This is a genomic window from Aurantiacibacter xanthus (assembly GCF_003584015.1).
Taxonomy (GTDB): domain Bacteria; phylum Pseudomonadota; class Alphaproteobacteria; order Sphingomonadales; family Sphingomonadaceae; genus Alteraurantiacibacter; species Alteraurantiacibacter xanthus.
The window spans coordinates 120,985-146,859 of record NZ_QXFM01000144.1; the positions used below are offsets into that span (position 1 = coordinate 120,985).

A 25,875-nucleotide genomic window follows, 5' to 3' on the forward strand; every position below is an offset into this window, starting at 1 on the left:
GACGATCCACTTATCAAACGTCAAAGGCTGTTCAGACGAACCGAGCCACTTCTCTCCATTGCCTGCTCGAATGTCGCGAGTGTTAGGTGGGATACAGCGCTTTAGGGTAGGCAGAGCCCATCGTTACACCCAACGGGGCGTGCGGTGGCTGACTGCCCATAAACAACTGTCGGCGAAAAATGACGAAGAATTTGAGACGAAGTCCGAACTCGGAGCCAATGGCCTCAAGCAGCGAAGCGGTAGGCCGGAAGAACATGGCGGAGCGGGAGGGATTCGAAACCATTCCCTAATATAATGTTTTTATTACATATTATACATTGCCTTCTTGAAATCAGCCCCCAACGGTGACCCCAAAGAATTTCAATGGCCTCGTCTCGGGAAGCTTAAATGCTCAGAGCCAGCATGCAGTAGCAACAGGTGCGACCCAATCTCAGCTTTCACACGGGTGGGGTCGCAAGTTCAATCCTTGCCGCGCCCACCATCTTTTCAATGATTTAGATGGTCCAGTTACTCGTTGTATGAAACGAGTATGAAAAGTCAGGTGTCGAGGGCCCAGAGCGTTTTCGGCTGGGGAAGCGTTCGCCATTGCATTTGGCACGCCCTGCACACGGAAGGCACGTGGGAAGCAAAGCAGGCGGGGCATATCACATGCGCTAGCTTCCCGCCGCCTGACCCTGCTCCGGTTCGCAAGCGCGCACGGGGCCCTGGAACAAGTCACGCCCCCAGGAGCCCAAGAGATCCATGAAGTTGCACGCAGCCTCCCGGTCTTCCTCATTCTCGAACGCCACATCGAGATCGGGGGCGGTCTTGAAAATGTGCAGGAACTGCCGCAGCGCAAAGGGCTTGCCCCGGTCCTCGTTAAGCGTTCAGTTCTGTCAGCTTTGCGACCCTGCCCCTTTGGCAGGCATCATCGAAAACCTCACCTATTCTGCAGATTGCCAAGCGTCCACTGAGTGGGAGGCTTCTGCAATTATGCATGAAATTGCGCCTCAATCTGCCCGATCACACGATAAGCTTCGAGACCATCTTCTACGGTAGTCAGCGGGTATTTTCCTGTTTCTATCGCAGTGACAAAATCGCGATCCTGCACTTCCACGCCATCTTCGGGCAAGCCCAGCCCAGAAATGTCGACCGGCCTGCCGTATCCGTCTTCCAATCCGAGTCGTCGCGCAATGTAGGTGCCAGCATCACCAATATAGCGGAACGTAGAGCCGATAGGACCGTCGTTGTTGAAAGAGAGTGAAAGTGTACACAAGGCGCCTAAGCGGCTCTTGAGCTGGATGCACATGTCCATTGCAATGCCCAATTCGGGATGCACTGGCCCCTGCATGGCCTGCACTTCGGCAATGGGCCCTGCCTGCCAGGCAAACAGATCGATCGTGTGAGCTGCGTGGTGCCACAACAAGTGGTCAGTCCAAACGCGTGGCTCACCCTTCGCATTGAGGTTAGAGCGACGCATGAAGTGGGTCTGTGCGGCCATCTGCAAAAGATCAAATTTGCCGGCGCAGATCAGGCGGCGCAGATACTGGTTGGATGGATAATAGCGGCTTGTGTGAGCGACCATGGCGAGCTGCGGACAGTCCTGCGCGCGTTCATGAACGGTGAGCGCATCATGCCAGGAATCGGCCAAGGGAATTTCGACGAGCACGTGCTTTCCTACATCTAGACACTGAAGCGCCTGCGCCGCATGCATCTGGGTAGGAGTCGCCAGTATCACAGCGTCAATGTCAGTACGGTCCAGGGCGGTCTCGAAACTTGTTCCGATTTCGGGAACCGAGAAGGCAGAGCCGAGCTTGCCCGCCTCTTCCTCTGTCCGGCTGACGACAATTGCCAGTTCCGCACTGTCAATATTTGCCAGCGCGGTTGCATGACGTTCGCCAATTGCTCCGGCACCAATGAGCGCAATCCGAACCATCAGATGGGGTAGTGCCCCGGTTCGGTTTCGAAGGTGACCCAACGCAGTTCGGTGAAGGCGTCGATGCCGGCCTTGCCGCCAAAGCGGCCATAGCCCGATGCCTTCATGCCGCCGAAGGGCATTTGCGCCTCATCACCCACGGTGGAGCCGTTGATGTGGCAGATGCCGGCCTGGATCTGCTTGGCCACCTTCATGCCGCGCGCAGTGTCCTTGGTGAACACGGCGGAGGACAGGCCATACTGCGTATCGTTGGCCAATTCGATAGCATGGGCTTCGTCCCGCGCACGGGCGATACCGACCACCGGGCCGAAGCTCTCGTCGCGGAACAGCTTCATGTCGGGAGTAACCTTGTCCACCAGGTGCGCGGGCATGACCACGTTCATCGTCGTCTCGCCGCCCACCAGCAGTTCTGCGCCCTTGGACGTCGCTTCCTCGATCAGGCTGTAGCAGTGATCCACGGTCTTGCGATCGACCACCGCGCCCAGCGGGGTCTTGCCTTCGGTGGGGTCGCCTGCGGGAAGGCCCCGCACCTTCTCGGCAAATTTCGCCGCGAACTCGTCGGCCACGGCATCGACCACGATGATGCGTTCGGTCGACATGCATATCTGCCCCTGGTTCATGTAGGCACCGAAGCCTGCAGCCTTCACCGCCTCGTCGAGGTCGGCATCTTCCAGCACAACCATCGGCGCCTTGCCGCCCAACTCCAGCAGGCAGGGCTTGAGGTGTTCGGCCGCACGCTTTGCAATGATCTTGCCGACGCCCGTGGACCCGGTGAAGTTGATCCGCTTGACCTGCGGCGCATCGATCAGCGCGCCCACCACTTCGGCGGCATCCTGCGGGGCATTGGTGACCACGTTCACCACGCCATCGGGGAACCCGGCCTCGGCAAAGGCCTCGATGATCAGCGCGTGGGTGCGCGGGCATTGCTCGCTGGCCTTGAGGATCACGCTGTTGCCGCATGCGAGCGGCACCGCGATAGCGCGCACGCCGAGGATGATCGGCGCGTTCCAAGGGGCGATGCCGAGCAGCACGCCGACCGGCTCGCGCAGGGCCATGGCGACAGTGCCCTCATGATCGGAGGGAATGACCTCGCCCGAAATCTGCGTGGTGATGGCGGCGGCTTCGCGCACCATGCCAGCGGCGAGGCCGAGATTGAACATCGCCCAGCCAGCCGTAGCACCGATCTCGCCCATCATCGCGGCGACGAAGTCATCTTTCTTGGCCATCAGCGCGTCTGCCGCCTTGTTCAGCACCGCGCGGCGAGCATTGGGGCCCATTTTTGACCAGACAGCGAAACCTTCCTGGGCCTTGGCGGCTATCGCCGGGATATCTCCAGGCTGCATGGCTTCCGCCGACGAAGCTACTTCGCCAGTCACCGGGTTAAGGCGGGTAAACTCAGTCATGGCGTGCAGTCCTCTCTCCCAGACGTCCTTGCTTGATTAGTGAACGTCTTAGCCGGGCGCACTCGCCTCAACAGCACTCATCCAATTATACAAATATCCGATGTAATCTTATCGAGAATACCGGTCGAGGTTCGCTTTCACCAATTCGACCAATCGCTCGCGGTTGGCGTCGCGAGAACCCTGCACCCAGGCGGCGGCGAGCGGCAACTGGCTTATTGACCTTCCCTCCGCATCAACCAGTGGACGATACACCACACCTTCAACCCCAATACGGCTGGTCCAGTGTGGTACGAGTGCTGCACCGATCCCAGCACCCACGAGGTTAACAATTGTCTGCTTTTCCTCTGCCTGCTGCGCAATCGTTGGCTCAAGCCCTGCATCGCGGAACAGCCGCATGGTCATGTTGTAAGAATGAGGCCTGTTGCGCGGAGATGGAACGATAAGGGGAATTCCGGCCAAATCCTGGACCGTGAGTGCATCCCGTTCAACCAGGGGATGCGCCGGCGGCAAGGCGACTTCCGTTGGCTCGTCCAGCAAATGCTCAAAGTGAATTTGCGGGCGCGGCGACATTGGTGGTCGTACGAAAGCGACATCGAGTGCGCCGTTCATCATCTTTGGCAAGAGCCGCGCTGTTTTGTCTTCGACAAGCACCAGTTCAAGATCAGGGATTACGTTGCGAAAGTCGTGCATCAGCTGCGGGATCAGACCCGTTGCAGCGCTGTCAATCGCGCCGATACGAAACACGCGTTCCTCTGTGCGCGATGCTTCGAGTACAGTCTCAATGGCGTCATCGACGGTCGTGAGAACCTTGTCGACTTCATGCTGCAAGGCGATACCACTCTTGGTCAAGGCGACATTTCTAGTCGAGCGGACAAACAGCCTGGTGCCAATCTCTTCCTCTAGCAGGCGGATATTCCGTCCCAATGCCGAAGGCAAAATATCAAGGCGCCGCGCCGCGCGCCCAAAATGCAATTCGTATGCGACAACTTGGAAATGCCGCAGCAGCTTCAGGTCCAAAGCTCCCTCCCATTGAACAAGCTTTTTATATAATCTACAGCAGCTTTGGCATTCCGCTGCTTCATGCACAATCGGAAACTTGCAGCACGCATGACGTGCGAGAGAGGACCGATTTCATGTTGATGCGTCGCTACCACCGCTGGTTCAGCTTCCCGCTGATCCTGTTCATCTTCGCCGTCACCACGACCGGCATCTATCTGCAGGTCGCGGAACTCATCGCCGAAAGTGGCCCGGAGTGTTGATTTCCGCTGAGAGTTGACCCGGGATTTTCATTGAGAAGTGACCCGGGTCGTGGGGGTCTATGTTCCCGTGGTTTCGGGTTTGGTCAAGGGCTGGACGGTCTCCTTTCCTGTTTTGCTTCTGGCAGCGGAGGCCTTGAACCAGAAGCTGTCGTTTCCGGTTTCGAGGATGTGGCAGTGATGGGTTAGCCTATCGAGCAGGGCGGTGGTCATCTTGGCATCGCCGAACACGCTGGCCCATTCGGAGAAGCTGAGATTGGTGGTGATGATCACGCTGGTGCGCTCGTAGAGCCTTGAGAGCAGGTGGAACAGCAGGGCACCACCTGACGGGCTGAACGGCAGGTATCCCAGCTCGTCGAGGATCACGAGATCGAGGCGCAGCAGGCGCTCGGCGAGCTGGCCAGCCTTGTTCAGCGCCTTTTCCTGTTCCAGGGCGTTGACCAGGTCGACGGTCGAGAAGAACCGTACCTTCTTGCGGGCGTGCTCGACCGCCTGGACACCCAGGGCGGTAGCGATGTGGGTCTTGCCGGTTCCGGGACCACCGATGAGAACGACGTTGTGAGCCCCCTCGATGAACTCGGCTCGATGGAGCTGGCGAACCATGGCCTCGTTCACCTCGCTTGCTGCGAAGTCGAAGGTGGCCAGGTCCTTGTAGGCCGGGAACCGGGCCGCCTTCATCTGGCAGGCGATCGAGCGGACCTCGCGTTCGGCCATCTCGGCCTTGAGCAGCTGGGAGAGGATCGGAACCGCCGTATCGAAGGCAGGCGCACCCTGCTCGATCAGATCGCTGACGGCCTGGGCCATGCCGTACATCTTCAGGCCACGCAGCATGACCACCACGGCGGCGCTGGCAGGATCATCACGCACGCAGCACCTCCTTGCCGCGCAGGGCATCATAGCGGGCCACGTTGGCCCTTGGTTCACGGTTCAGGGCGAGCGCCTGCGGCGTATCGATGGCGGCGATGCTGGCCGGCTTGCCGTCAAGCAGCCGGTGCAGCAAGTTGAGGATATGGGTCTTGGTGGGAACGCCGGCCTCCAGTGCCAGTTCGACCGCACAGAGTACCGCCTGTTCGTCATGGTGCAGGACCAGCGAGAGGACCTCCACCATCTCCCGGTCGCCACCGGGACGCCTGAGCAGGTGGCCCTGCAACTGGCGGAAGCCATCGGGCATCTCGGTAAAGGGAGCGCCATTGCGCAGGGCACCGGGCTTGCGCTGGATCACTGCCAGGTAATGCCGCCAGTCATAGACGGTGCGTCCCGGCAGGTGATGCGAGCGCGAGATGATCCGATCGTGCTCGCACAGGAGCTGGCCCTCGGCGGCGATGACGATCCGCTCGGGATAGATCCGCAAGGATACTGGCCGGTTGGCGAAGGAGGCCGGCACGCTGTAGCGGTTGCGCTCGAAGTGCACGAGGCAGGTCGGCGAGACCCGCTTGGTATGCTCGACGAAGCCGTCGAAGGGCCGGCCCAGTTCCATCAGGCTGGCGATCTCGGCGCCATGGACATCGGCGATGGTGCCCGGCAGGTTACCATGCGCGACCTCGCTCCATTGCTCGATGCAGTGCTCTTCGAGCCACGCATTGAGCGCGTCGAGATCGGGGAAGGCCGGCATCTTCTGCCACAGCCGCCGCCGGGCATCCTGGACGTTCTTCTCGACCTGGCCCTTCTCCCACCCCGAGGCCGGGTTGCAGAACTCGGGCTCGAACAGGTAATGGCTCGCCATCGCCGCGAACCGGGCGTTGACCTGCCGGATCTTGCCACTGCCGATCCGGTCGACCGCGGTCTTCATGTTGTCGAAGATCCCGCGCCGGGGCACGCCGCCCAGGACCCGGAACGCCTGCGTCAGCGCATCGAACAGCATCTCGTGGGTCTGCAGCAGATAGGCCCTGACGATGAAGGCCTTGCTGTGCGCCAGCTTGGTATGGGCGGCCTGCAGCTTGACCCGCTCGCCGGCGATGACGGCCCAGTCCTCGCTCCAGTCAAACTGGAAGGCCTCGCCCGGTGCGAACACCAGTGGCACGAAGGTCCCTCGACCGCTGGTCTGCTGCTCGTACTGCCGCTCGGTCTTCCACCTGCGCGCGAAGGCGGCGACGCGGTTGTAGGACCCGTCAAAGCCCAGTTCCACAAGGTCGGCATGCATCTGCTTCACCGTGCGCCGCTGCTTGCGCGACTTGCCCGCCTCGATCCGCAGCCAGCCTGACAGCTTCTCGGCAAACGGATCCAGCTTGCTCGGCCGTTCGGGAACCTTGAACTTCGGTTCCACCGTGCCGCTGCGCAGGTACTTGCGGATCGTGTTGCGCGACAGCCCGGTGCGTCGCTCTATCTCCCGGATCGGCATCCCTTCACGAAAATGCCAGCGCCGGATCACACTCAGTAAATCCATCTCGATCACTCCATGTCGCCTCCAATCCCTCGATCGGAAGCCGTTCAAACATGGGTTAAATCTCGATGGAAATTATCATCCCGCCCGGGTCAACTCTCAGCGGAAATCAACATTCTGCATCAACGACAGTTACCGGGTTCGGCGTATCGAAGGTCGATCGGGGAACCCGGCTACCGGTAACAACAATACGGTCATTGCGGTCGCGCCGAGTATCATCCGATGCCACGCTGTCTTGCTCGCGTTCACCGGCTGCTTCATCCTGTGCCAGCGCCGGCGAGGCAACGGCCAATGCAAGAACACTTGCCGCCAGCCCAAATCGTTGAGCAATCTTGTTATGGTTCACAGGCATTTTCCCCTCCTAGGTGAATTCCCAATTTCGCGCATGTCACCAGAACAAGCCGGGCTGCGTTCACCGCGCAGATGCCACTGATCTCGTTGAAGCCGAAGACGCGGAAAATTATTCACTATTCTGCAATAATCATCCCTCGATTGCCGCATTTCTTTGTATAATTGATACAGCTTTGCCAATTCCCGCAACCTGTGAGCAAGTGACATGGCGGATGGAGAGGGGACAATGGCCACCAACGGTCTGACCACAACAGGTGAGCTGGAAAAACGGACGATCGCCAAGCTGCGCTGGCGCATCATACCGTTTGTCATGCTGCTCTATTTCATTGCCTATCTCGACCGGGTGAATATCGGATTCGCGGCCCTTACCATGAACGCCGATATTGGCCTGTCATCCGCGGCATTCGGCTTTGGTGCGGGTATCTTTTTTGTCGGCTACTTCATTTTCGAAGTTCCTTCCAACCTGATCCTGCACAAAGTCGGTGCGCGTCGCTGGATCGCCCGGATAATGGTAACATGGGGCGTGGTCTCCATGGCCATGGCGCTGGTTCAGGGAGAGACGAGCTTCTACATCCTGCGCTTTCTGCTGGGTGTTGCCGAGGCCGGCTTCTTTCCCGGTATCATCCTTTATCTCAGCTACTGGTTTCCAGCCCGGCATCGCGCCAGTATGACGGCGCTGTTCATGGCTGCGGTTCCGCTCTCGGTGGCCTTGGGTTCCCCAATTTCGGGAGCCTTGCTGGAACTGGATGGACTGCTTGGCCTCAAGGGGTGGCAGTGGATGTTCCTGCTCGAGGGTGCTCCGGCGATCATTCTTGCCTGGTTCGTCCTCAAATACCTCACAGACCGGCCTGATCGCGCCGACTGGCTCAATGACGACGAGCGCGAATGGTTGCTTGCCGAAATGGCTGAAGAGGCGAGGAATACCAAACCCGCGCATGATTGGCGCGAAGGCTTGACAGCACTGAAGAACCCGCGCGTCCTTGCCTTGTCGCTGGTGTATTTCGGCACTTCAGCCGGCCTCTACACGCTCAGCATCTGGTCACCGCAGATGATCGCGCAGTTCGGAACGACGCCGCTCATGACCGGCTTGTTTAACGCGGTCCCGGCCATTTTCGCGGTGATCGCCATGATCTTGTGGTCCATGCATTCGGACAAGACCGGTGAGCGCAACTGGCACGTGGTTATAGCCTGCCTGGTTGCGGCTGGTGGCCTGATTCTGGCCGCCTATGCCTCGTCGCTCATGGCGGTTCTTCTTGCGCTGGTGATCGTGAATGTCGGGGTCAGTTCGGCGAAACCCCCGCTCTGGTCCATGCCAACCATGTTCCTGGGCGGGGCCGCAGCAGCAGCCGGCATTGCAACGATCAATTCGATCGGCAACCTGGGCGGCTTCTTCGGCCCCTACATTATCGGTTGGGTGCTCGAAGTCACCAGTTCCTACAAGGGAGGCCTGTTTGCAGTCGCCGCCCTGCTCGTCCTCTCATCAATTCTTGTCCTTGTGCTTGCCCGGACGGGGCTGAGCAAAACGAAGAACGCTTCATCGAACGGAGAACACCATGCGTGAATTTGCCATCGCGGCAATCCCGGCAGACGGCATCGGACCGGAAGTGGTCGACGCCTCTCTCGAAGTGCTTCAGGCGCTGGAAGAACGGTCCGACGACTTGCGCTTCAAAGTAACGAGCTTCGACTGGGGGTCGGATTATTATCGCAAGCATGGCGTGATGATGCCCGACGACGGGCTGAAGCAGCTGAAGGGCTTCGATTCGATCCTATTCGGCGCGGTCGGCGATCAACAAGTCCCCGATCACGTGACTCTTTGGGGTCTTCGCCTGCAGATCTGCCAGGGCTTTGACCAGTATGCCAATGTCCGCCCCACTCGTATTTTGCCCGGCATCCAGTCGCCGCTGCGCAATTGCAAGCCCGGCAACCTCGACTGGATCATCATCCGCGAGAACTCAGAGGGCGAGTATTCCGGTGTTGGGGGCAGGGCGCACCGAGGGCATCCCGAAGAGGTCGCAACCGAAGTATCGATCTTTACCCGCACCGGTGTCGAGCGCATCATGCGCTATGCTTTCGAGGTGGCCGCTACACGTCCGCGCAAGCTCCTGACTGTCGTCACCAAGTCCAATGCCCAGAAGCATGGCATGGTAATGTGGGATGAAATTGCCGAGGAAGTCTCCAAGGATTACCCTGACGTTCGCTGGGACAAGATGCTGGTTGATGCAATGACCGTGCGGATGACGTTGAAGCCCGAAAGCCTCGACACAATCGTTGCGACCAACCTCCACGCCGATATTCTCTCGGATCTTGCTGGCGCACTCGCTGGCAGTCTGGGGGTTGCTCCTACTGCGAACATCGATCCGGAACGCAGATTCCCTTCAATGTTCGAACCAATTCACGGTTCGGCATTCGACATTACCGGCAAGGGAATCGCAAATCCCGTCGCCAGCTTCTGGTCCACCGCACAGATGCTCGATCACTTGAAGGAAACCAAGGCTGCAGCGCGCCTTATGTCAGCAATTGAGCGAACCACAGCCGCAGGCATCTTGACCCCGGATGTTGGCGGAGATGCGAGGACCAAGGATGTGACCAGGGCTGTGGTGGACGCCATTCGTACATCCAATGTGTGACGCCACCGGCGTCAGGCAACTCCTGAGCAGACTCTTCGAAGCCGGAGTTGCCGCAGCTCGGCCAGAAGTGCTCATCGCTTCGCTACTGCCCTCGAAACCGTCGGGACGGTGCCTCGTTATCGGTGCCGGTAAGGCATCTGCGGCGATGGCGAAGGCCGTTGAACAATCCTGGCCCGACGTAGAATTATCCGGTGTCGTATCAACGCGATATGGGCATGGCGTTGCCTGCGACCGGATAATGGTAATCGAGGCAGGTCATCCTGTTCCCGATGCATCGAGCGTGGTCGCTGCCGAGGCAATGCTCGGCCTGCTGGCCGGATCGCGGGCAGACGATCTTGTGCTGGCGCTGATTTCCGGCGGAGGGTCAGCCTGCCTCGCCAAGCCGCGAGCTGGCTTAACCTTGGATGCCAAGCGCGCAATAACGGACGCCTTGCTCAAGAGCGGTGCGACGATCGCTGAAATGAACTGCATTCGTGCCCATCTTTCGGCGGTGAAAGGGGGGCAACTGGCGCTTGCAGCATACCCTGCCCGTTTGGTCACACTGGTGATCAGCGATATTCCGGGCGATGATCCCGCACTGGTTGCATCCGGCCCGACCTTGCCGTGCGCTTCGACACCGGCTGATGCGCTCGCTTTACTGGATCGATACGGGATTGCTTTGCCTCTGGAAGTTCGCTCAGCCTTCGAACAGGAAGCGTCGACGGCGGCGTCCGACTTAGCCGACATGGCAGCGGACTGTCGCATTGTTGCCAGTCCTCAAATGGCGTTGTCGGCAATCGCCAAGCTTGCCGTTAGCGCGGGCTTCGAGGTCGAAATTCTGGGCGACAGTGTCGAAGGTGAGGCCTCTATGGTCGCGCAGCAGATCGCCGAGCTTTGCATTGAGCGCGCTGCGGATAGCAGCAGGACGCTGCCGCTTGCGATCATTTCTGGCGGTGAAACGACGGTCACATTGCCCTCTGGTTGCAATGCCAATGGCGGTCGCAATACTGAGTTCCAGTTGGCGCTTGCCCTGGCCCTGGATGGCCATCCACGCATCTGGTCGATTGCCGGAGATTCCGACGGGATCGACGGCGTTTCCGACGCAGCCGGCGCGATCGTGGAGCCTGATACGCTATTGCGCGCCCGCACGAAATCAATGACACCCGCGAGCTTACTGAAGCAGCACCGATCATACGATTTCTTCGCGGGGCTCGGTGACCTCGTGAAGACGGGGCCCACCCTCACCAATGTCAATGACCTGAGGATCCAGCTGATCTTCTAGTTCGCCACAGCCTGCCGGTTCTCAAGCCGCAGGAACGCGACCGCAGCCAGCGCCAATAGCGATCCCGACGCCATAATGGCCGCGACAGTCGGCAGGGATGCACCGCTTTCAAACAGATAGCCTGCGGCAATCGGGCCGAGAACGGCTCCACCCCTTCCTACACCGATAATGAACCCCGTCCCGGTCGCGCGGACCCTGTCCGGAAAACCTTGTGCCGCAAGATTGTACAAAGCGACCATGCCGGCATTGGTACAGAATCCTCCCAGAGCGGCAAGCAGTGAGAGGCTGTCCAAGTCCACCCCGAACGTGCCAAATACTGTCACCATGGTAGCGGAGGCAAGGAATGTGACAAGGGACAGGTTCCTGATGGGCACGCGGGTAGCTGCAAGGCCCCAGATCGCCCCACCTAAGGCACCACCCACATTTGCCCAAACCAGGACTCCTGCTGCCAGGCTTGCGGTGAAACCCAGGTCGGTAACGATCTTCGGCGTCCACTTGAGGATGAAATAGAAGGTTATGATTTGGGTGAAGTAGGCGATGGTCAGCAGGAGTGTGGTTCGGCGAACATCGCCTGCAAACAATCCCGAGATGCCTCTTGCTGATGCTTGGGTTTCAGCGGGCAAAGAGACGTCACTGATCGGGTGGTGACCAAGTCTGGCAAGACTGCGATTGATCCGGTCCACCGCATCAGTCTTGCGACGGGCAAGGTGGAATGCTGGCGTTTCGGGGACGGCCAGCCATACTATTGGTATCATGACAGCTGTCACGACCGCACCGAATTCGAAGATGATTTGCCAGCCCGATGTTTGCAGCAGTTGCGCAACGACAAGACCGCCAAGAATTGCACCGACGGGATAGCCGATCACCATCATCGAAACGGCAAGGCCGCGAAACTTGCGGTTGGACATTTCGGAGGCAACAGCATTCGTCACCGCCAACATACCACCGATGCCGACGCCGGTGACAATGCGGTAGGCAGAGAGGCTGCTGATGTCCGTGGCTGTCGAGGCAAGGATCATTCCCACGGCCATGAATACCAGACTGACCAACATGGTCGGCTTTCGTCCGGCCCAGTCACCCATTCGGCCCAGCACTACCGAACCCAGCGCCATTCCGACGAGCTCCATAGACAGCACGATGCCCAAGGCGCCGCGCCCGATTCCCCAATCCGCAGCAATCCCGGGGGATGCAAAGCTGATCGAAAGCACATCAAATCCATCGAGGGCATTAAGGGCCACAGTGATGGCAATGACTACCATCTGCCGCCAGGTCATAGGGCGATGATCAAGCGGATGGCTGTTGGACACTGTCAGGCTCCGAAAAGCAGTTTCACGAAAGGATCGAGAAACGCAGGAAGACGTACGGCTGTGCCGGACGTAAACTGTTCAGCGTGCCCACAAGCACGCGCCGGTTGAGCCAGTCATGTGGTCCCTCTGGTGCAGCGACGGTGACAACGGACCTGGCATAGCGATCCTCGCCCTCTGGCGGATTCGTCGTGTCGATTAGCACGCGATTGTGGACCATCAGGACAGTGCCATCATCGGCTAGAAGTTCGTAAATCGCGTCAAGCTCACGAATTCCGTCGGCACGGACAAGCTGCCGATCGGCGCCACCCGGCATGACTATTCCCGCCAGGCCAGGGCCGCGGAACCAGCCACCTGTGATGGGCACGATTCGCCGATGACCGACTGGGCTCGCGCCAACCTCGATAGTCGTTCCGACCTCGGCGAGTACTTCAAGCGCGGTCTCGAACTGCGGATAAGCCGGCGGAAACCGCTCAGCGATCCGGGCAATATCGGGCCCGTACGTCATCTGAGCCCGAATTGGTATCGCGGCCTGCAATGCCAGAAGCCCCGCACCCGCCAGGGTCGAACGCCGGGAGAGGAGAAAGCGTGACGCTGGCGAGGTGCGAGGTTGTGACATGGGTCGTCGGATCGACCGGGGAAGCCCTGAAATTGCCTCCCCCGGTCTTCCAGCCTTCCTCAATAACGCACGCGAGCGCCGATGAAGAAGGTCCGCCCAATCACATCGAAGGTCGCAAGGTTGGTCGAAGATGGACCGCCAATCTCTTGCGGAGCAACATCGAAGAGGTTGTTGACCCCACCGAATATTTCGAAAGCGTCCATGACCTCAGCACTCGCCGCCAGATCAAACAGGCTATAATCGGTCGTTCCTGCGAGCACCAATGTCGGGTCAACCACTGTCGCTCGGTCCTGCATGCCCGAAATGAACCGCCATGTCCCGGTCAAACCTATCGGCCCGGTATTTACCGTCAACGAGGTTAGGCCCCGCCACTCGGGAAGGCTCTCCTGCGCATTGGCACTGATCGAACCTGCATAGTCGAAAATCGGATCGTTGGCGAAAGTCTCGACCTTGTAGGAAAGCAGGTAGTTCCAGTTGGCATTGAAGACAATCGAACCCTCGCGGCCACCCCAGCCAAAGAAGCCGACCGGAATATCGAGGTTTGCGGCAAAATCGATACCTGAGGTTTCCAGGCTGCCCAGATTGATGATTGGCTGGACAATATTGGCTGGATCCCCAGTCCCCGCATCGCGGTCAAAGTTCTGGCAGAAAAAATTCGACGCATTGTAGGATGCCGCATCGAAGCCGGCAGTCGCGCCATTCAGGCCATTGAAACAGCGCTGCAGACTATCAGCAGCCGAAACGGGGCCGATCGCGTCGGCAATCTTGATGTTGTAATAGTCAGATGACAAACGCAGGCTTGTTCCCCCCAGAGGAACGTCAAGAACGATGCCGGCCGTGAATGTGTCGGCCGTTTCGGGCGTAAGATTCGGGTTCCCTCGCGTAGTGGCAGGCAATGATGCCGTGGCAGCGCGATAGTTGGAGGAGCCATCCGGACGCAATGGGATGCCTTGGAATGCACACAAGGCAAGTGCATCACCGGCTGGCGCATTGCGGAAATCGCAAGGGTCGCCGCCGCCAGGGGGAACACCCACGCCTACCACACGTGTTTCGCCGGCAAGGAAGAATTCACCAACATTGGGCGCGCGCACTGCGCGTTGATAGCCCCCGCGTAACAGCACAACATCATCGAACAGATGCGCATCGAGTTCGGCCTTGTAGGTGCTGTTGGATCCGGCAAGATTGTAATCTGCAAAGCGATAGCCGAGTGTCAGGTTCAGTTCCTGAAGGAAGCTGTCGCTTGCGATAACCGGCAAGAAAAGCTCCCCGCCAAGTTCGATCGCATCGATCGAGCCAGTAGTCGGCAAGGTGATCGACAGATTGGCGAGATCGCCAGTGGCGAGATCCGTGTCAGGGACGAAACCATAGTCGTTCTTGCGATACTGGGCGGTCAGGGCAAAGCGGGCTCCGCCTGCCGGCAGTTCGAACAATGGCCCTTCGACATTGCCTTCAATGACGTATTGTTCAAGCGTCGTCAGGTTGAGTGGTGTGCGCTCGACAAAGTCGATGCAAGCGGGCGACAGGGGCGTCTGCCCGCCAAAGGGGTTATAACCGCCCGAACAAAGCGAATTGCCGCCGTCAGGTGCGTTAAGCAGTTGCTGCAAGGCCGAAACACTGGCTGATCCGGAAACTGTCCGGTCTTCATTGGTGGCCTTGCCATACGATGCGTGGACATCCCAGCTGATATCGGACGAGCCAAAATTCCCGTTAGCTCCAACGAGGAACTGAAAGGTCTCGTTGCCGGTCTCGTAGATGCGGTCGCCGAACTGCGAGAGCCTGGTCTGGAAAACGTTGATCGGGGAGCCATTCGCACCGAATTGTCCCGGATTTGCGGCGCGCACTGCAACGAGGAACGGGTTTGTACCAGGGATGGTTACAGACCATGGGGCACCGGCAATGTTGGGTGCTGCACCGATGTTGCTCGCGGTGCTGTCCGTGTATAGGCCTTGCAGATAAAGGTTCGTTCCAGGACTCACCTCATAGTCAAGCTTGCCGAACAGGGAGATTCGCTCGAGTGGAACCTGCAATAGGTTGTTGTAGGAACCGTGGTAGCCGATCCCCCCAGTGCTATTGATCAGGAATGGCAAGGTGGTGGGGCCATTGTAACCTGAGCCATTACCCTGATTGAAAATCGTCCCGTCGTCGTTGACCCCAAGGAAAGCGTTGCCGATCCGCGAACGTCCCTGCGGGATGAAGCTGCTGGCGTTCGGATTAAGGAAGAAGTCACGCTGGTTCACCGCAACTCCACCCCGGTCGGAGTATTCGGCCGAAAGGAGCAGGTTACCGGCGCCGCCAGCGAAATCGGTCCCGAAGGCACCTCCGATCAGATAGCTGTCTTCACCGGGCTGATCGAGCGCGGTGTATTGTGCGCGGACATCGAAACCATCGAGGTCTGTGCGCGTCTTGAAATTCACGACGCCGGAAAGTGCATCGGAACCATAGGTGGCCGAAGCGCCGCCACTGATGATCTCGATCCCGCCAATCGCGAGCGAAGGGATCGTGTTGATGTCGATCGCACCATCTGTTCCCGACGACATAAGGCGACGGCCATCGAGGATAACGAGATTGCGCTGCGGCCCCAGACCGCGAAGGTTCAACGTTGCACGACCCGCCGTGCCGCCATTGCTGTCATTGCTGTAATCGCCGGTGCCTGCAGTAAACTGGGGCAGTTCGCGCAGATAATCGTCAACGGCCACACGCCCGGAATCGGCGTAGTCGTCAGCGGTGACGGTAACAATCGGGCTCGGCGCGACAAAATCCTGACGCTGGATGCGCGAACCGGTAACGACGATGCGGTCACCTTGTTCGGTCGAGGAATCACCGTCAGCCTCCTGCGCGATGGCAGGCGCGGTAGCGAAGCCAGCCAATGAAAGTGCAGTCGCGGTTACCAATACTGCTCTGTAAGTCATGCTAAAATTCCCCTCTGGAAAGCCAATTGAAATCACCCCGCATCCTGCGATTGCAGAAGGTTGGCACCCTGAAACAGCGAGCACTCACGGAAGACCTCAAAGGCTCGCGCAACGTTTTCGGAACTGGTGACAAATGGATGCGGCGCACCTTCAATGCGGGAGAAAAGGGCGGCAAGTCGCTCACTAGTACGATCTCGCGCGACATGGTTCGAAAGGAACACGTCGATGCCATCTCGAAGCACGAGGTTTCGCATCGCTTCAGCAGAATTTGCGTAGGCCTGATATTGAGCAAGAATCGGGCCGAAATTGAACCCAGTGCCACCCCAGATCACTGCGGTATGGCTTTCAACTCCGTCGGTAACCGGTACAATGGTCGATAGCGTGCCCATCGTATGGCCCGGGGTCTCGACGAGTGTGATCGTCGTTCTGCCTAGTGTCAGTGCATACTCGCCTTCGATCAGGATGGCGGGCCGGGGAACATCGTTCCATCCGGGGAGCTGGATGCTGCGTTGAGGATCTTGACTCGCTTCCCAGTCAATACGCGACATCACGATTTGAAGATCGTATTTCCCGGCAAGATATGCGGCGCCACCAGAATGATCGCCGTGTCCGTGGCTGACCACCAGGTAGCGAATATCCGCAGGATCAAGGCCAAGGCGTTCGAGCCCCCCCTCAATGTCGCGCTCGACTTCCTGCGCATTGGTCAAGGCATCGATGAGGATCAGGCCTTCAGAAGTTCGCACCACCCAGGCTGAGGAAAAGGAGTTACCCACGAAGTACAGATTATCAAACACCTGTGCTGCGGGAACGGCATCGGGCATCCGCCATTCGTTTGACTGCACACGAGCTTGGTCAAGGGTTCGCGAGGGCTCTCCGCATAGCGAGGCAAGTCCAGGATAGCCACTCTCGGCCGCAAGTAGGCCAGCAATGCGGTGCTCGACCGGATCGCCAAAGGTTGGATCGGCAGAGGGGCCGCGGTTTGCGTCAGCTTCAGACTGGTTGATCGCGCACGCTGAGAGAAGTGCAATAGCGGGCAGGCCAATCCAATTATTGCGCATCGCTGCTCTCCCTCACGGCCGGGCTTTTTGCCCGCTTCGTGTCACCTCACCTTGGAGCTGATCGCTTAGGCGCGTGTGGTGCGAACCTCACTAGCAAAAGAATTATACAAAATTTTGCACCAGTTGTTTCGGAAAGGGTTGGACTTATGACCTGCACCCCGTTTCTGGACCGCGCTGTTGGCGGCTTTCCAGCATGGTGGAATCAGGACGGGAGATGTGCCGCTGATACCACAATGAGCGATAGCGGTCGTTTGCTGCTGATTGCGATCATGGTGCCTCACCGCCGGGCGATCAAGCAAACACGACCGGCCCTAGCTGGCGAAAAACCTTGCTTTGTCATCCCAAAGGCAGGCCACATTCATGGAACAATTCTGTTACTTGAGCGATCTATCCATTCTTCGATGTCGCCTTCGAGCCACGCCACAACATGTCCACCCAATTGGACCGGGTTCGGAAACCTTCCCTGCGACATCCATCGATAGATTGTCGAGCGACCGAGGCCGGTCCTATACTGGACTTCCTTAATGCGGATGAGGCGAGTAGGCTGATCTGGTCCTGTCGCGTTTGTTTCCGGCAACTCAGACATTTGCTGTATCCTGCCCACCTGCGAGAAAGTCTCCCAGAAACTGGTCTTTGCGTGCGAGCTCATTGATGTGATCGGCAAGCATCCTTGCGACCCGGTTCGCCGTTCCTTTTGCCCAACGCGATTTCACATCGCCAACATTGTCTCCCAGCGATCGCTGCAATGCTTGCGGGAACTCGGCACTGAACTCCTCGAAGAATTCAGCGAGGTCCGATTGCAACCAGTCGATTGCTTGGTCTTCGCCGCAAACCAGGAACAGCAGCAGGTGTGCCCGCGGTGTGGCCCGGCTCGCTTCGAGTATGCGCAGGGCTTCACCCAGTGTCGCCGAGCGCTCTGCTTGCAAGACACGCCGCAGCGCATCCTTGTGAAGGCGCGCGTCAGCAGCAACTTCGCATTTGGCCCGCCCGCTCGCATCCACTGCGGCAGTCAATAGGCGCGCAAGCCCAAGTCGGATCCCTTCCTCTGAATAGTCTGTCTCGTCAGCCACGGACGACTCCCTTCTGCAATCACTCAAGGTTCGACTCGAAAGCTAGGCCGAAGGACGGATGTAGGAAAACGAAAAGAACATATGAGGAACCTATAGGAGCGAACAAATCGTTTTGCGCTTATGATTCGCGCAGAAACCGGTCGCCAAATCGCAAAATCCGGTAAGCTCCGCGCAGGTTCCGGCCGTCCCCGCGCACAATCCCACCCTGCTGGCGCGCGATCCGGCTTCGCCTGCGCGAATTGTCGCTTTTTTCTTGGTCAGCCGCCGCAAATGCGCGCCGCCCCATTTCCTACATCACCGCTCCGGTTGAAGGAAAGAACATACAGCGAACCCCAAAGCTCGCTGTTGTCGATCAACCAACCGGAGTTTTCCTTCATGACCACCAAGACCCTTGCCCATTCGGCCCCGCGGATGCGCGACTACATGGTGCCCGCCGCGCTGGCGCTCGCCATTGCGGGTGCCGCCTATGCCGGCGCCGATACGACCTTCGATCCGGCGCTCACCATGTTCACCGACTTCCTCGAGGGCTCGGGCGGTAAGATCATTACCGTGCTCTCGCTCGCCGGTGGCCTGATTGCGCTTGCCTCAGGACGTTTCGCACTCGGCCAGGTGGCCGTGCCCGTCGGCGTCGGGATCGGTGTCGGCACCGGCGTGCCGATCGTCACCTCTGTCGTGACCGCGACCATCTGAACCCTGGTCGCACGGTCTAACGACAGGAGGGCGGCATGGCCGACAGGTATATTGTTCCACGGCGGCTCGACGATCCTGAGCTTATCGGCTTCTGGACCGTGGACGAGTTTGCGGGGATGCTGATCCCCTTCGCCTGGGGCATACTCACGCAGCACATCATCATCGGCACAGGCCTGTCGGTCATTGCCTGGTTCGGCCTGCGGAAGGCGAAGTCAGGTAACAAGGGCGCGAAGCTGGTGCATGCTGCCTACTGGTACCTGCCGGGGTCATTCCTCGGGCTGAAGGCCACGCCGCCCTCCCACTGCCGCCTTCTTGCTGGCTGAGGGGAGGACAACCATGCAATCCGAATTCGCGCACGAACAGGCCCAGCGCCACCTTGCCCAGCGCAACCGCTTTGCCGCGCTTGCCGGCGTGCTTGGCGTCACCAGCCTGATTGGAATCGGCGCTGCCGTCACAAGCGACGAAGCCATAGTTCTGGTGCCGATCACCGCCGAAACGCTGACGGTCTCGAGCGCCGGGGTCGATGCCCATTATCTCGAGCTCGTCACCCGCGACACCGCGCTGATGCTGCTGAACCGTGCACCTGAAAGCCTCGACTACTGGATGGAGCAGATCCTCAAGGTCGCCGATCCGGCAGCCCATGGCCGCCTCAAGGCCGAGCTCGTCGCCATCGTCGAGGAGCAACGCGGCTCGGACATTTCACAGGCCTTCGTGATCCGCGCGATGGAGGTCGACACCAAGGCGCTGACCTCGACCGTCAGCGGCACGCTCAAGACCTTTGTCGGCGCGCAGGTGATCGCGAGCCAGGAGCGCAGCTTCACATTCCGCTGGTCAAGGCGGGGCTTGAGCCTCGCGCTCACCGGCTTCGAACAGAATTCAACTTCAGAGGACCATGACCAATGAACCTCCTCAGCAATCCAGCATCTGCCATGCTTGCGGCAACCGGTCTCGCAATGTTCAGCCTGGGCGCACGTCAGCGCCGCGATGTCGCGCTTAAACTCGCGGGGCTGACCGCGCTCGGCCTTGCGCTCGTGCCGACACCTGCGCTCGCCGACCAGTTCATCGAGGCGAGCGATGGCTCGACGATCGATTGCGAACTGGCGCGCGGCGAGCTCACCCGTATCGCGCTTATCGAGGACGGCTTTGCCAACGTCTCGAAGATTGCCAGCGGCTTTCCCTACAATGATTTCCAGGTGACCCATGAGCCGGTGCGTGGCGACATCTATGTGTCGGTCCCGCCGCAATATGCCTCGGACCGGATCAGTTTCTTCGCCACCAGCCAGGCGGGCCATGTCTACAAGTTCGCTTGCCGCCTCGGTGGAAACGAAGCGACCCAGCTGTTCATCACCAACCCGGCGCTTGCGCGCAGCGAAGCCGAAGAATGGCAGGCAGGCGCAAGCCCGTCGGACAATGCCATCCGGCTGATCGAGGCCATGGCCAGCGATGCGGTGCTGCCCGGCTTTGCCGCGCGCGCCGAACTGTCGCGCCCACGCCGCACCGGTTCGATCGAAGTTCAGCAGGTCGCCCAATATGATGGCGCCGAGCTAACCGGCCAGCGCTTCCTCATCCGCAATCTTGGCAACGAACCGCTCGACCTTGCCAGCGAACGCGAGGCTCCTGCTGGTGCGCTCGCCTTTGCCTATGGCCGCGAGAGCCTTGCTCCCGGCGAAGCAACCAGCGCCTTCCTTGTCTTTGCCGCGGGAGGGCTCGAGTGATGGCTGACGTAGACACCAAGGGCATAAGCGAAACCCGGCCCAGCGAACGCGAGGATCCTAGGAACAAGGATTCTGGGCGTAAGGATACGCGGCGCGACCTTAACGCCAATGTCGCGCAGCGGCAAAAGCTGTTGCTCGCAGGGATTGGCGGCGTGGCGCTGCTGGCCGGAGCTTGGTTCATCCTCGACGATGACGACAGCGCGTCGGCTGACAGCGAGAGCGTTGCCAGCATCGACACCGGAGGCCTCGTCAATCGCAATCTCTCGCAGCGCGAATTCGTTGCCACCTATGGCAACCGCCTCGATGCGCAGGGCCGCGCGATCAAGGACCTACAGGATACCCAGCTCCCGCGCCCCGAGATCGAGCAGGAACTCGAAGCCTTGCGCGCAGAGAACGCGCGGATGATGAGCGATGGCCAGGTCGCGATCGATGCGATCTCGGCCGAGAATGCGGCGCTGAGGACCGAACTCGAACGCTCGCGCGAAGCGGTGCCCGCTGCGCATGCCCTGCCACCGCCCGCTTATGGCCCGGGCGTGACACCGCCCGGCGAGAGCAATGGCAATGCTACCCCTGCTGCCGCGCGACCGGGCGGACTCGACATGCTGACCTTTGGCGAGCGTACGCCAACAAATGCGCGGCCCGCCGCTTCCGAGCGCGCGCCTGCGCTGATGCTCGAGGCAAGCCGCGATTACCTGCCGCCGAATTCCTATGCGCCCGCACGCGTCATCGTCGGGGTCGATGCCTCGACGGGCGTCGCCAGCCAGACCGATCCGCTGCCCGTGGTGCTACGGATCACCGGACCCGCACGCTCGGTGATGCGCGGCAATGAACTGCTCTCGACCGATATCACCGGCTGCCTCGTCAATGGCGCGGCGCGCGGCGACCTCTCGGCGGAGAAGGTCTATGTCCAGCTGGTGCGCATGACCTGCGCCCAGCCCGGCGGCCGCTACGCGGTCTCCGAGGTCAAGGGTTTCATCGCCTTTGCCGGCAAGTTGGGCGTGCGCGGCCGCGTGGTCAGCCGCGAAGGCAGTCTTGTCAGCCAGGCGCTGCTCGCCGGGATCGTCGGCGGGTTCGGGCGCGGCTTCTCCGCCAACGCCAACGGAATCTTCACAGGCCAGGTCGGCGCCAATGGCCAGCGTGAGGCGCTTTCGCCAACCGACATCCTTGCCGGTGGCATCGGCCAGGGCGCGGGCGAAGCGGCCGATACAGTCAGCCGCTATCTCATCGAACGCGCCGAACAATACCAACCAGTCGTCGAGATGCCGACCGGCATCGAGGTCGAGATCGTCTTTCTCGACGGCGTCCATGTCAGGAGCACACCCCAATGAACTTTTCCGAGAACCAGCCCGGCCTCAAGGCCCGCCTCGCCCATATCGCCATTGCAGCCAGCAGCGCAGCCGCAGTCCTGACCGTCGGAGTCAGTGCAGTCACTGCCATGCCTGCAACGGCACAGGATCTGGCGAGCGAAGTCGCCGAGGCGCTGCAACTGCGGTTGCCCAAGACGCCGATCGACGAGATCGCCTGCGACAGGTTCGGTCCCTGGTGCGAGGTCGTCTCGGGCGAGACGCTGTTCTATATCGACAAGAGCGCGCGCTACCTCCTGGTCGGGCGTCTCTACGACATGGAAGAGCGGCGCGATGTCACCGCTTCGCGGCTGCTCGAACTCAACCCCGACCTGATCGCGGCAGGCGCTGCGCGCGCCAACCCGTCTGCAAACGAAAATGCAGCCAGCGCGCCGGTCGCGGACAAGGTCGATCTTTCCACCCTGCCCGCCGAAGGGGCAATTCACTGGGGGAACAAAAAGGGTCCGAAGCTTATCGTCTTCTCCGATTTCCAGTGCGGCTATTGCCTCCGCCTGGTCGATGAACTCGGCAAGGCGGGTGTGCTGGTCGAGGAGCGGCCCATCTCCATCCTCGGCTCTCAAAGCCGCCGCCTTGCCGAGACCGTGATCTGCGCGAGCAGTCCCGCAGCTGCGCTGCACCAGGCCTATGAAGGGGCGCTCGATCCGGGCGGGGCAAGCTGCGCCGAGACGCGCGGGCTCGATGCCAACGAAGCCTTCGCCCGCGCCAATGGCTTTGCCGGAACCCCGGTTATCGTCCGGGCGAGCGATGGCGCAGTGCTCCACGGATTTCGCGATGCGGCCACGCTGCGCGAGTTTGCGCAGGCTTCGAAGGAGCAGCGCAAGTGAGCGCGCTCTTGCATCTGCGCGCACCGGGCCTTGCCTTGCTCATGCTGGCGGGCGGCTGCTCGACGCTCGGCGGCAATGTGTCGGGCGACTTCGCCTGCCGCGCGCCCGAAGGGTCGTGCGCGCCGACGACGCTGATCGATGCGGCGGCCACCGGGATCGATGCGCAGCCGAGCACCGCGCTGGTGGCCGGAGCATCGACCGCCAGCGGGAATGGCCAGAGCCTGCGGATCGTGCTCGCCGGCTATCGCGACGAAGCAGGCCGCACGCACGAAGCACGCGTCGTCCATGTGACCCTGCCCGAACCCGCAAGTGCCAGTTGGCTCGCGCCGCAGCGCACAGGCGAGGTGCTGCGCGCGATCGGCAACTCGATTGCCCGTGACGGCAATGCGACCCGCCCACCCCAATACGAAACACCCGAGCAAGTGCCGGAAATGCCACTCCCCCTTTGGCAGCCCCTTCCGGCCTCGCCCGGCGCAACCGCGCCGGTCATCGGGGCGCCCGGCGGTCCGGTGACAACCGACCGGGTGCCCCACCCTCTTCAATCCCATGGAGACGAGCAATGAACCTCTCCTTTGCTGCCGCGCGTGACGCGCTCATGGCGGGCCTGTTCGCCGATACCGACCGGGCCGAGAAGGGCGCTGCACATTTCGCGCTCGACATGCTCTCGGACTGGCTGCCTTACCGCGTCTATGACGAGCGCGCGGGGCTCTATCGCAACCGTGCATCCAAGGGCTTCGTGCTCGAAGTGACCCCGCTGGTCGGCGCAGACGAGCGCACCGGCGAGATCCTCGGCCAGTTCTTCTCCGAAGGCCTGCCGCCCGGCGCCTGCCTGCAGGTGCTCAATTTCGCCTCGCCCAGGATCGGCAATGTCGTCGGTCCCTGGTTTGCCCCGCGCTACGAACAGGGCGGGATCTACGAAGCGATCGCCAAGGCCCGCACGAGCCGGTTCTACGATCTCGTCTGGCAATCGGGAAGCGCGCATGCGCCGTTCCATGCCCGCAGCAGCCGTCTGGTTGTCTCCCTGGGCGTGCCGGTGCCGGGAAGCATTAGCGACGCCGAGCTCACCGAGTGCCGCGAGGGCTTGCTCGGCATGCTCCATTCACTCGGCCTGCACGCCGCGCCGCTCGAACCCGCGGGCCTTCTCGCCCTCATCGACGAGCTGACCTCGCCGACCACGGCGCGCGAGCCTGACCGGATCGACTGGAACCCGCACGAAACGCTCGATGTCCAGGCCATCCGCCGCGATATCGAACTCGAGGTCGAGGACGACCGGCTGATCCTTCGCACCGAACGCTTCCGCGAGACCGGACGCGACCGCCAGGGCGTACCGCAGGTCGGTGCATGTTATCCCGACCGCTTTGATCTCAGGCACTATGCCTTCCGCACCGCGCCCGAGCGCTGGGCGCCGTGGGAATGCGCGCGGCTGATTGGCGACATGTTCACCGACAAGCTGCGCTTCCCCTGCCCTGCCGCGACCATGCTCTGCCTCGTCTACCCCGACCAGGAAGCCGCCGCCGCGCGTGCGGGCTACAAGTTCATGCGCACGACCAGCCTTGCCGATACCAAGAGCGCGCGTTTCCTTCCGCGGCTTGGCGAGCAGTCTGCCGAATGGAAGCACGTCCAGGCCGAGCTCCAGGAAGGCAAGAAGCTGGTCAAGCTCTTCTACGGGCTCACCACCTATTCGCCGCTGGGCGAAGGCGATGCACACGAACGCGTGGTGAAAGCCATTTACAAGGCGGCAGGCTGGGATCTCGCCGACGAACGCTTCCTGCAATTGCAGGGCCTCGTTGCGGCCTTCCCCTTGAGCCTTGCCGACGGGCTCGCGGCGGACATGACGCGCCTCAAGCGCCTTCGCACCATGCTCTCGACCACGGCGGCCAATATCGCCCCCATGCAGGGCGAGTATCTCGGCGGGAATGTCCCGCACCTACTTCTGGTTGGCCGCCGCGGCCAGCCCTTCTTCTGGTCGCCATTCGAGAACGGTGCGGGCAACCACAATATTGCCATCTGCGGCAAGTCGGGCTCGGGCAAGTCGGTGCTGCTGCAGGAGCTCTGCGCGGCCCTGCGCGGCGCCGGCGCCAAGGTCGTGGTGATCGATGACGGGCGCAGCTTCGAGCATTCGGTGAAGCTCCAAGGCGGCCGCTTCGTCGAGTTCACGCTCGCCTCGGGCTTTTCGCTCAATCCCTTCTCGCTGATCGACGAGGCCCGCGCCGAGATCGACGAGGATTACCGGCTCGACTGCTTTGCCATGGTGAAAGCGATCGTCGGGCAGATGGCGCGGCCAAGCACCGCGCCTTCGGACACCGAACGCGGCCTCATCGACAAGGCGATCTCGCAGGTCTGGGCGAGCCTTGGCAGTGGCGGATCGATCGACGATGTCGCCCATGCCCTCCACGAGGGCGAGAACGAAACCGGCAAGGAGCTTGCGCTCGCGATTGCCCCCTTCTGCCGCGGCGGCAGCTATGCCGGGTTCTTTTCGGGCAAGGCGAGCTTTGCTTTCGATGATGATTTTACCGTCTTCGAGATGAGCGATCTCGCGTCACGCGAGGAACTCAGGAGCGTCGTCCTTTCGGCGATCATGTTCATGACCGGCCAGGCGATGACCCGCTCATCGCGGTCTACCAAGAAGCTGCTGCTGATCGACGAGGCCTGGGCCATGCTCAAGGGCGGATCGATGGGCGAGTTCGTCGAGACCTACGCCCGCACCGCGCGCAAATATGGCGGCGCGCTTGCGACAGCAACGCAGTCGCTCAACGATTATTACAAGTCCGGCGGTGCGCGCGCGGCGCTTGAAAACAGCGACTGGATGCTGGTCCTCCAGCAGAAGCCCGAGACCATCGCCGATTTCCGGAAAGAGGCGCGGCTCGACATGGACGACCGCACCGAGACGCTGATCCGTAGCCTCAAGCGCTCGGGATCTGAATACAGCGAGCTCTATATCAAGGGTCCCGAGGTCGAGGCGGTGGGGCGGCTCGTGCTCGACCCACTTTCGGCGACCATCTTCTCCTCCGATCCCGACACCTACGCCACTATCCATGGCCATGTCGAAGACGGCATGCCGCTCGACAAGGCCATCGCGCTCGTTGCTGGCCGCCCTGACGTTCTTGGGGGAGAGGCATGATGTGCATG

The 25,875-nt window shown here is 60.7% G+C and carries 24 protein-coding genes and 1 pseudogene; 12 read left to right on the top strand and 13 right to left on the bottom strand.

Annotation, left to right across the window (positions count from 1 at the left end):
* Positions 1-653: 653 nt before the first annotated feature.
* The 4 genes and pseudogenes from D2V17_RS21855 to D2V17_RS20005 all read right to left on the bottom strand — a co-directional run.
* A pseudogene (locus D2V17_RS21855) lies at positions 654-863 on the bottom strand (hypothetical protein); the annotation flags it as partial.
* Positions 864-970: 107 nt separating this feature from the next.
* Positions 971-1,915: a Gfo/Idh/MocA family oxidoreductase gene (locus D2V17_RS19995; RefSeq protein WP_119594901.1), complete on the bottom strand. Its 945-nt coding sequence runs from the start codon at positions 1,913-1,915 to the stop codon at positions 971-973.
* Positions 1,915-3,318, bottom strand: a complete 1,404-nt coding sequence (locus D2V17_RS20000) for an aldehyde dehydrogenase (RefSeq protein WP_119594902.1) — start codon at positions 3,316-3,318, stop codon at positions 1,915-1,917. Before D2V17_RS20000 ends, D2V17_RS19995 begins: the two co-directional genes overlap by 1 nt.
* 108 nt (positions 3,319-3,426) lie before the next feature.
* Positions 3,427-4,335 (bottom strand): LysR family transcriptional regulator, encoded by a 909-nt coding sequence (locus D2V17_RS20005; protein ID WP_119594903.1) that lies wholly within the window; start codon positions 4,333-4,335, stop codon positions 3,427-3,429.
* Positions 4,336-4,451: 116 nt separating this feature from the next.
* Here D2V17_RS20005 and D2V17_RS21950 point away from each other — a divergent pair, with 116 nt between their 5' ends.
* Complete coding sequence (locus tag D2V17_RS21950; RefSeq protein WP_281270619.1) at positions 4,452-4,577, top strand: hypothetical protein; 126 nt, start codon at positions 4,452-4,454, stop codon at positions 4,575-4,577.
* A 57-nt stretch (positions 4,578-4,634) separates the two neighbouring features.
* Here D2V17_RS21950 and istB read toward each other — a convergent pair whose 3' ends face one another.
* The 3 genes from istB to D2V17_RS21070 form a co-directional block, all read right to left on the bottom strand.
* Positions 4,635-5,441, bottom strand: coding sequence for an IS21-like element helper ATPase IstB (istB, locus tag D2V17_RS20010; RefSeq protein WP_119594904.1), 807 nt, complete (start codon positions 5,439-5,441; stop codon positions 4,635-4,637).
* Positions 5,434-6,957: an IS21 family transposase gene (gene istA / locus D2V17_RS20015; RefSeq protein ID WP_119594947.1), complete on the bottom strand. Its 1,524-nt coding sequence runs from the start codon at positions 6,955-6,957 to the stop codon at positions 5,434-5,436. The genes istB and istA overlap by 8 nt, the downstream gene beginning before the upstream one ends.
* A gap of 106 nt (positions 6,958-7,063) precedes the next feature.
* Positions 7,064-7,306 carry a hypothetical protein gene (locus D2V17_RS21070; RefSeq protein ID WP_147367490.1) on the bottom strand — a complete coding sequence of 81 codons (243 nt, stop codon included), beginning with the start codon at positions 7,304-7,306 and terminating at the stop codon, positions 7,064-7,066.
* A gap of 225 nt (positions 7,307-7,531) precedes the next feature.
* On the opposite strand from D2V17_RS21070, the gene D2V17_RS20020 reads away from it, so the two are divergent.
* From D2V17_RS20020 to D2V17_RS20030, 3 genes are read left to right on the top strand one after another with little or no spacing between them, the layout of a single operon-like run.
* Positions 7,532-8,866, top strand: coding sequence for an MFS transporter (locus D2V17_RS20020; RefSeq protein ID WP_119594905.1), 1,335 nt, complete (start codon positions 7,532-7,534; stop codon positions 8,864-8,866).
* Complete coding sequence (locus tag D2V17_RS20025) at positions 8,859-9,932, top strand: tartrate dehydrogenase (protein WP_119594906.1); 1,074 nt, start codon at positions 8,859-8,861, stop codon at positions 9,930-9,932. The genes D2V17_RS20020 and D2V17_RS20025 overlap by 8 nt, the downstream gene beginning before the upstream one ends.
* Positions 9,925-11,193, top strand: coding sequence for a glycerate kinase type-2 family protein (locus D2V17_RS20030; RefSeq protein ID WP_119594907.1), 1,269 nt, complete (start codon positions 9,925-9,927; stop codon positions 11,191-11,193). Before D2V17_RS20025 ends, D2V17_RS20030 begins: the two co-directional genes overlap by 8 nt.
* On the opposite strand, the gene D2V17_RS20035 is transcribed toward D2V17_RS20030, so the two are convergent.
* The 6 genes from D2V17_RS20035 to D2V17_RS20060 all read right to left on the bottom strand — a co-directional run bounded on the left by D2V17_RS20035 (position 11,190) and on the right by D2V17_RS20060 (position 18,153).
* Positions 11,190-12,467, bottom strand: a complete 1,278-nt coding sequence (locus tag D2V17_RS20035) for an MFS transporter (RefSeq protein WP_119594908.1) — start codon at positions 12,465-12,467, stop codon at positions 11,190-11,192. The genes D2V17_RS20030 and D2V17_RS20035 overlap by 4 nt on opposite strands.
* A gap of 55 nt (positions 12,468-12,522) precedes the next feature.
* Entirely contained in the window at positions 12,523-13,005 is a 483-nt protein-coding gene (locus D2V17_RS20040) for a DUF3237 domain-containing protein (RefSeq protein ID WP_119594948.1), read from the bottom strand.
* Between the two features lie 170 nt (positions 13,006-13,175).
* Complete coding sequence (locus tag D2V17_RS20045) at positions 13,176-16,025, bottom strand: TonB-dependent receptor plug domain-containing protein (RefSeq protein ID WP_119594909.1); 2,850 nt, start codon at positions 16,023-16,025, stop codon at positions 13,176-13,178.
* Between the two features lie 32 nt (positions 16,026-16,057).
* Entirely contained in the window at positions 16,058-17,083 is a 1,026-nt protein-coding gene (locus tag D2V17_RS20050; RefSeq protein ID WP_119594910.1) for an MBL fold metallo-hydrolase, read from the bottom strand.
* Between the two features lie 358 nt (positions 17,084-17,441).
* The gene (locus D2V17_RS20055) at positions 17,442-17,732 is read right to left on the bottom strand and encodes a helix-turn-helix transcriptional regulator (protein WP_342767863.1); all 291 of its coding nucleotides are present in this window, start codon (positions 17,730-17,732) and stop codon (positions 17,442-17,444) included.
* Entirely contained in the window at positions 17,662-18,153 is a 492-nt protein-coding gene (locus D2V17_RS20060; protein ID WP_119594912.1) for a hypothetical protein, read from the bottom strand. The genes D2V17_RS20055 and D2V17_RS20060 overlap by 71 nt, the downstream gene beginning before the upstream one ends.
* Before the next feature lie 375 nt (positions 18,154-18,528).
* Here D2V17_RS20060 and D2V17_RS20065 point away from each other — a divergent pair, with 375 nt between their 5' ends.
* Genes D2V17_RS20065 through traC form a run of 8 tightly spaced genes read left to right on the top strand, consistent with a single transcriptional unit; the run spans position 18,529 to position 25,867 of the window.
* Positions 18,529-18,843, top strand: coding sequence for a hypothetical protein (locus tag D2V17_RS20065; RefSeq protein ID WP_119594949.1), 315 nt, complete (start codon positions 18,529-18,531; stop codon positions 18,841-18,843).
* 35 nt (positions 18,844-18,878) lie between these two features.
* Positions 18,879-19,166 (top strand): type IV conjugative transfer system protein TraL, encoded by a 288-nt coding sequence (gene traL, locus D2V17_RS20070; RefSeq protein WP_119585960.1) that lies wholly within the window; start codon positions 18,879-18,881, stop codon positions 19,164-19,166.
* Between the two features lie 13 nt (positions 19,167-19,179).
* Positions 19,180-19,746, top strand: a complete 567-nt coding sequence (locus tag D2V17_RS20075; protein ID WP_119594913.1) for a type IV conjugative transfer system protein TraE — start codon at positions 19,180-19,182, stop codon at positions 19,744-19,746.
* Positions 19,743-20,558 (top strand): type-F conjugative transfer system secretin TraK, encoded by an 816-nt coding sequence (locus D2V17_RS20080; RefSeq protein WP_119594914.1) that lies wholly within the window; start codon positions 19,743-19,745, stop codon positions 20,556-20,558. The genes D2V17_RS20075 and D2V17_RS20080 overlap by 4 nt, the downstream gene beginning before the upstream one ends.
* Entirely contained in the window at positions 20,558-21,886 is a 1,329-nt protein-coding gene (locus tag D2V17_RS20085) for a TraB/VirB10 family protein (protein WP_119594915.1), read from the top strand. The genes D2V17_RS20080 and D2V17_RS20085 overlap by 1 nt, the downstream gene beginning before the upstream one ends.
* Positions 21,883-22,746 carry a DsbC family protein gene (locus D2V17_RS20090; RefSeq protein ID WP_119594916.1) on the top strand — a complete coding sequence of 288 codons (864 nt, stop codon included), beginning with the start codon at positions 21,883-21,885 and terminating at the stop codon, positions 22,744-22,746. The genes D2V17_RS20085 and D2V17_RS20090 overlap by 4 nt, the downstream gene beginning before the upstream one ends.
* Complete coding sequence (locus D2V17_RS20095; protein ID WP_245978835.1) at positions 22,743-23,309, top strand: hypothetical protein; 567 nt, start codon at positions 22,743-22,745, stop codon at positions 23,307-23,309. The genes D2V17_RS20090 and D2V17_RS20095 overlap by 4 nt, the downstream gene beginning before the upstream one ends.
* Positions 23,306-25,867, top strand: coding sequence for a type IV secretion system protein TraC (gene traC, locus D2V17_RS20100; protein ID WP_119594917.1), 2,562 nt, complete (start codon positions 23,306-23,308; stop codon positions 25,865-25,867). The genes D2V17_RS20095 and traC overlap by 4 nt, the downstream gene beginning before the upstream one ends.
* Positions 25,868-25,875 lie beyond the last annotated feature (8 nt).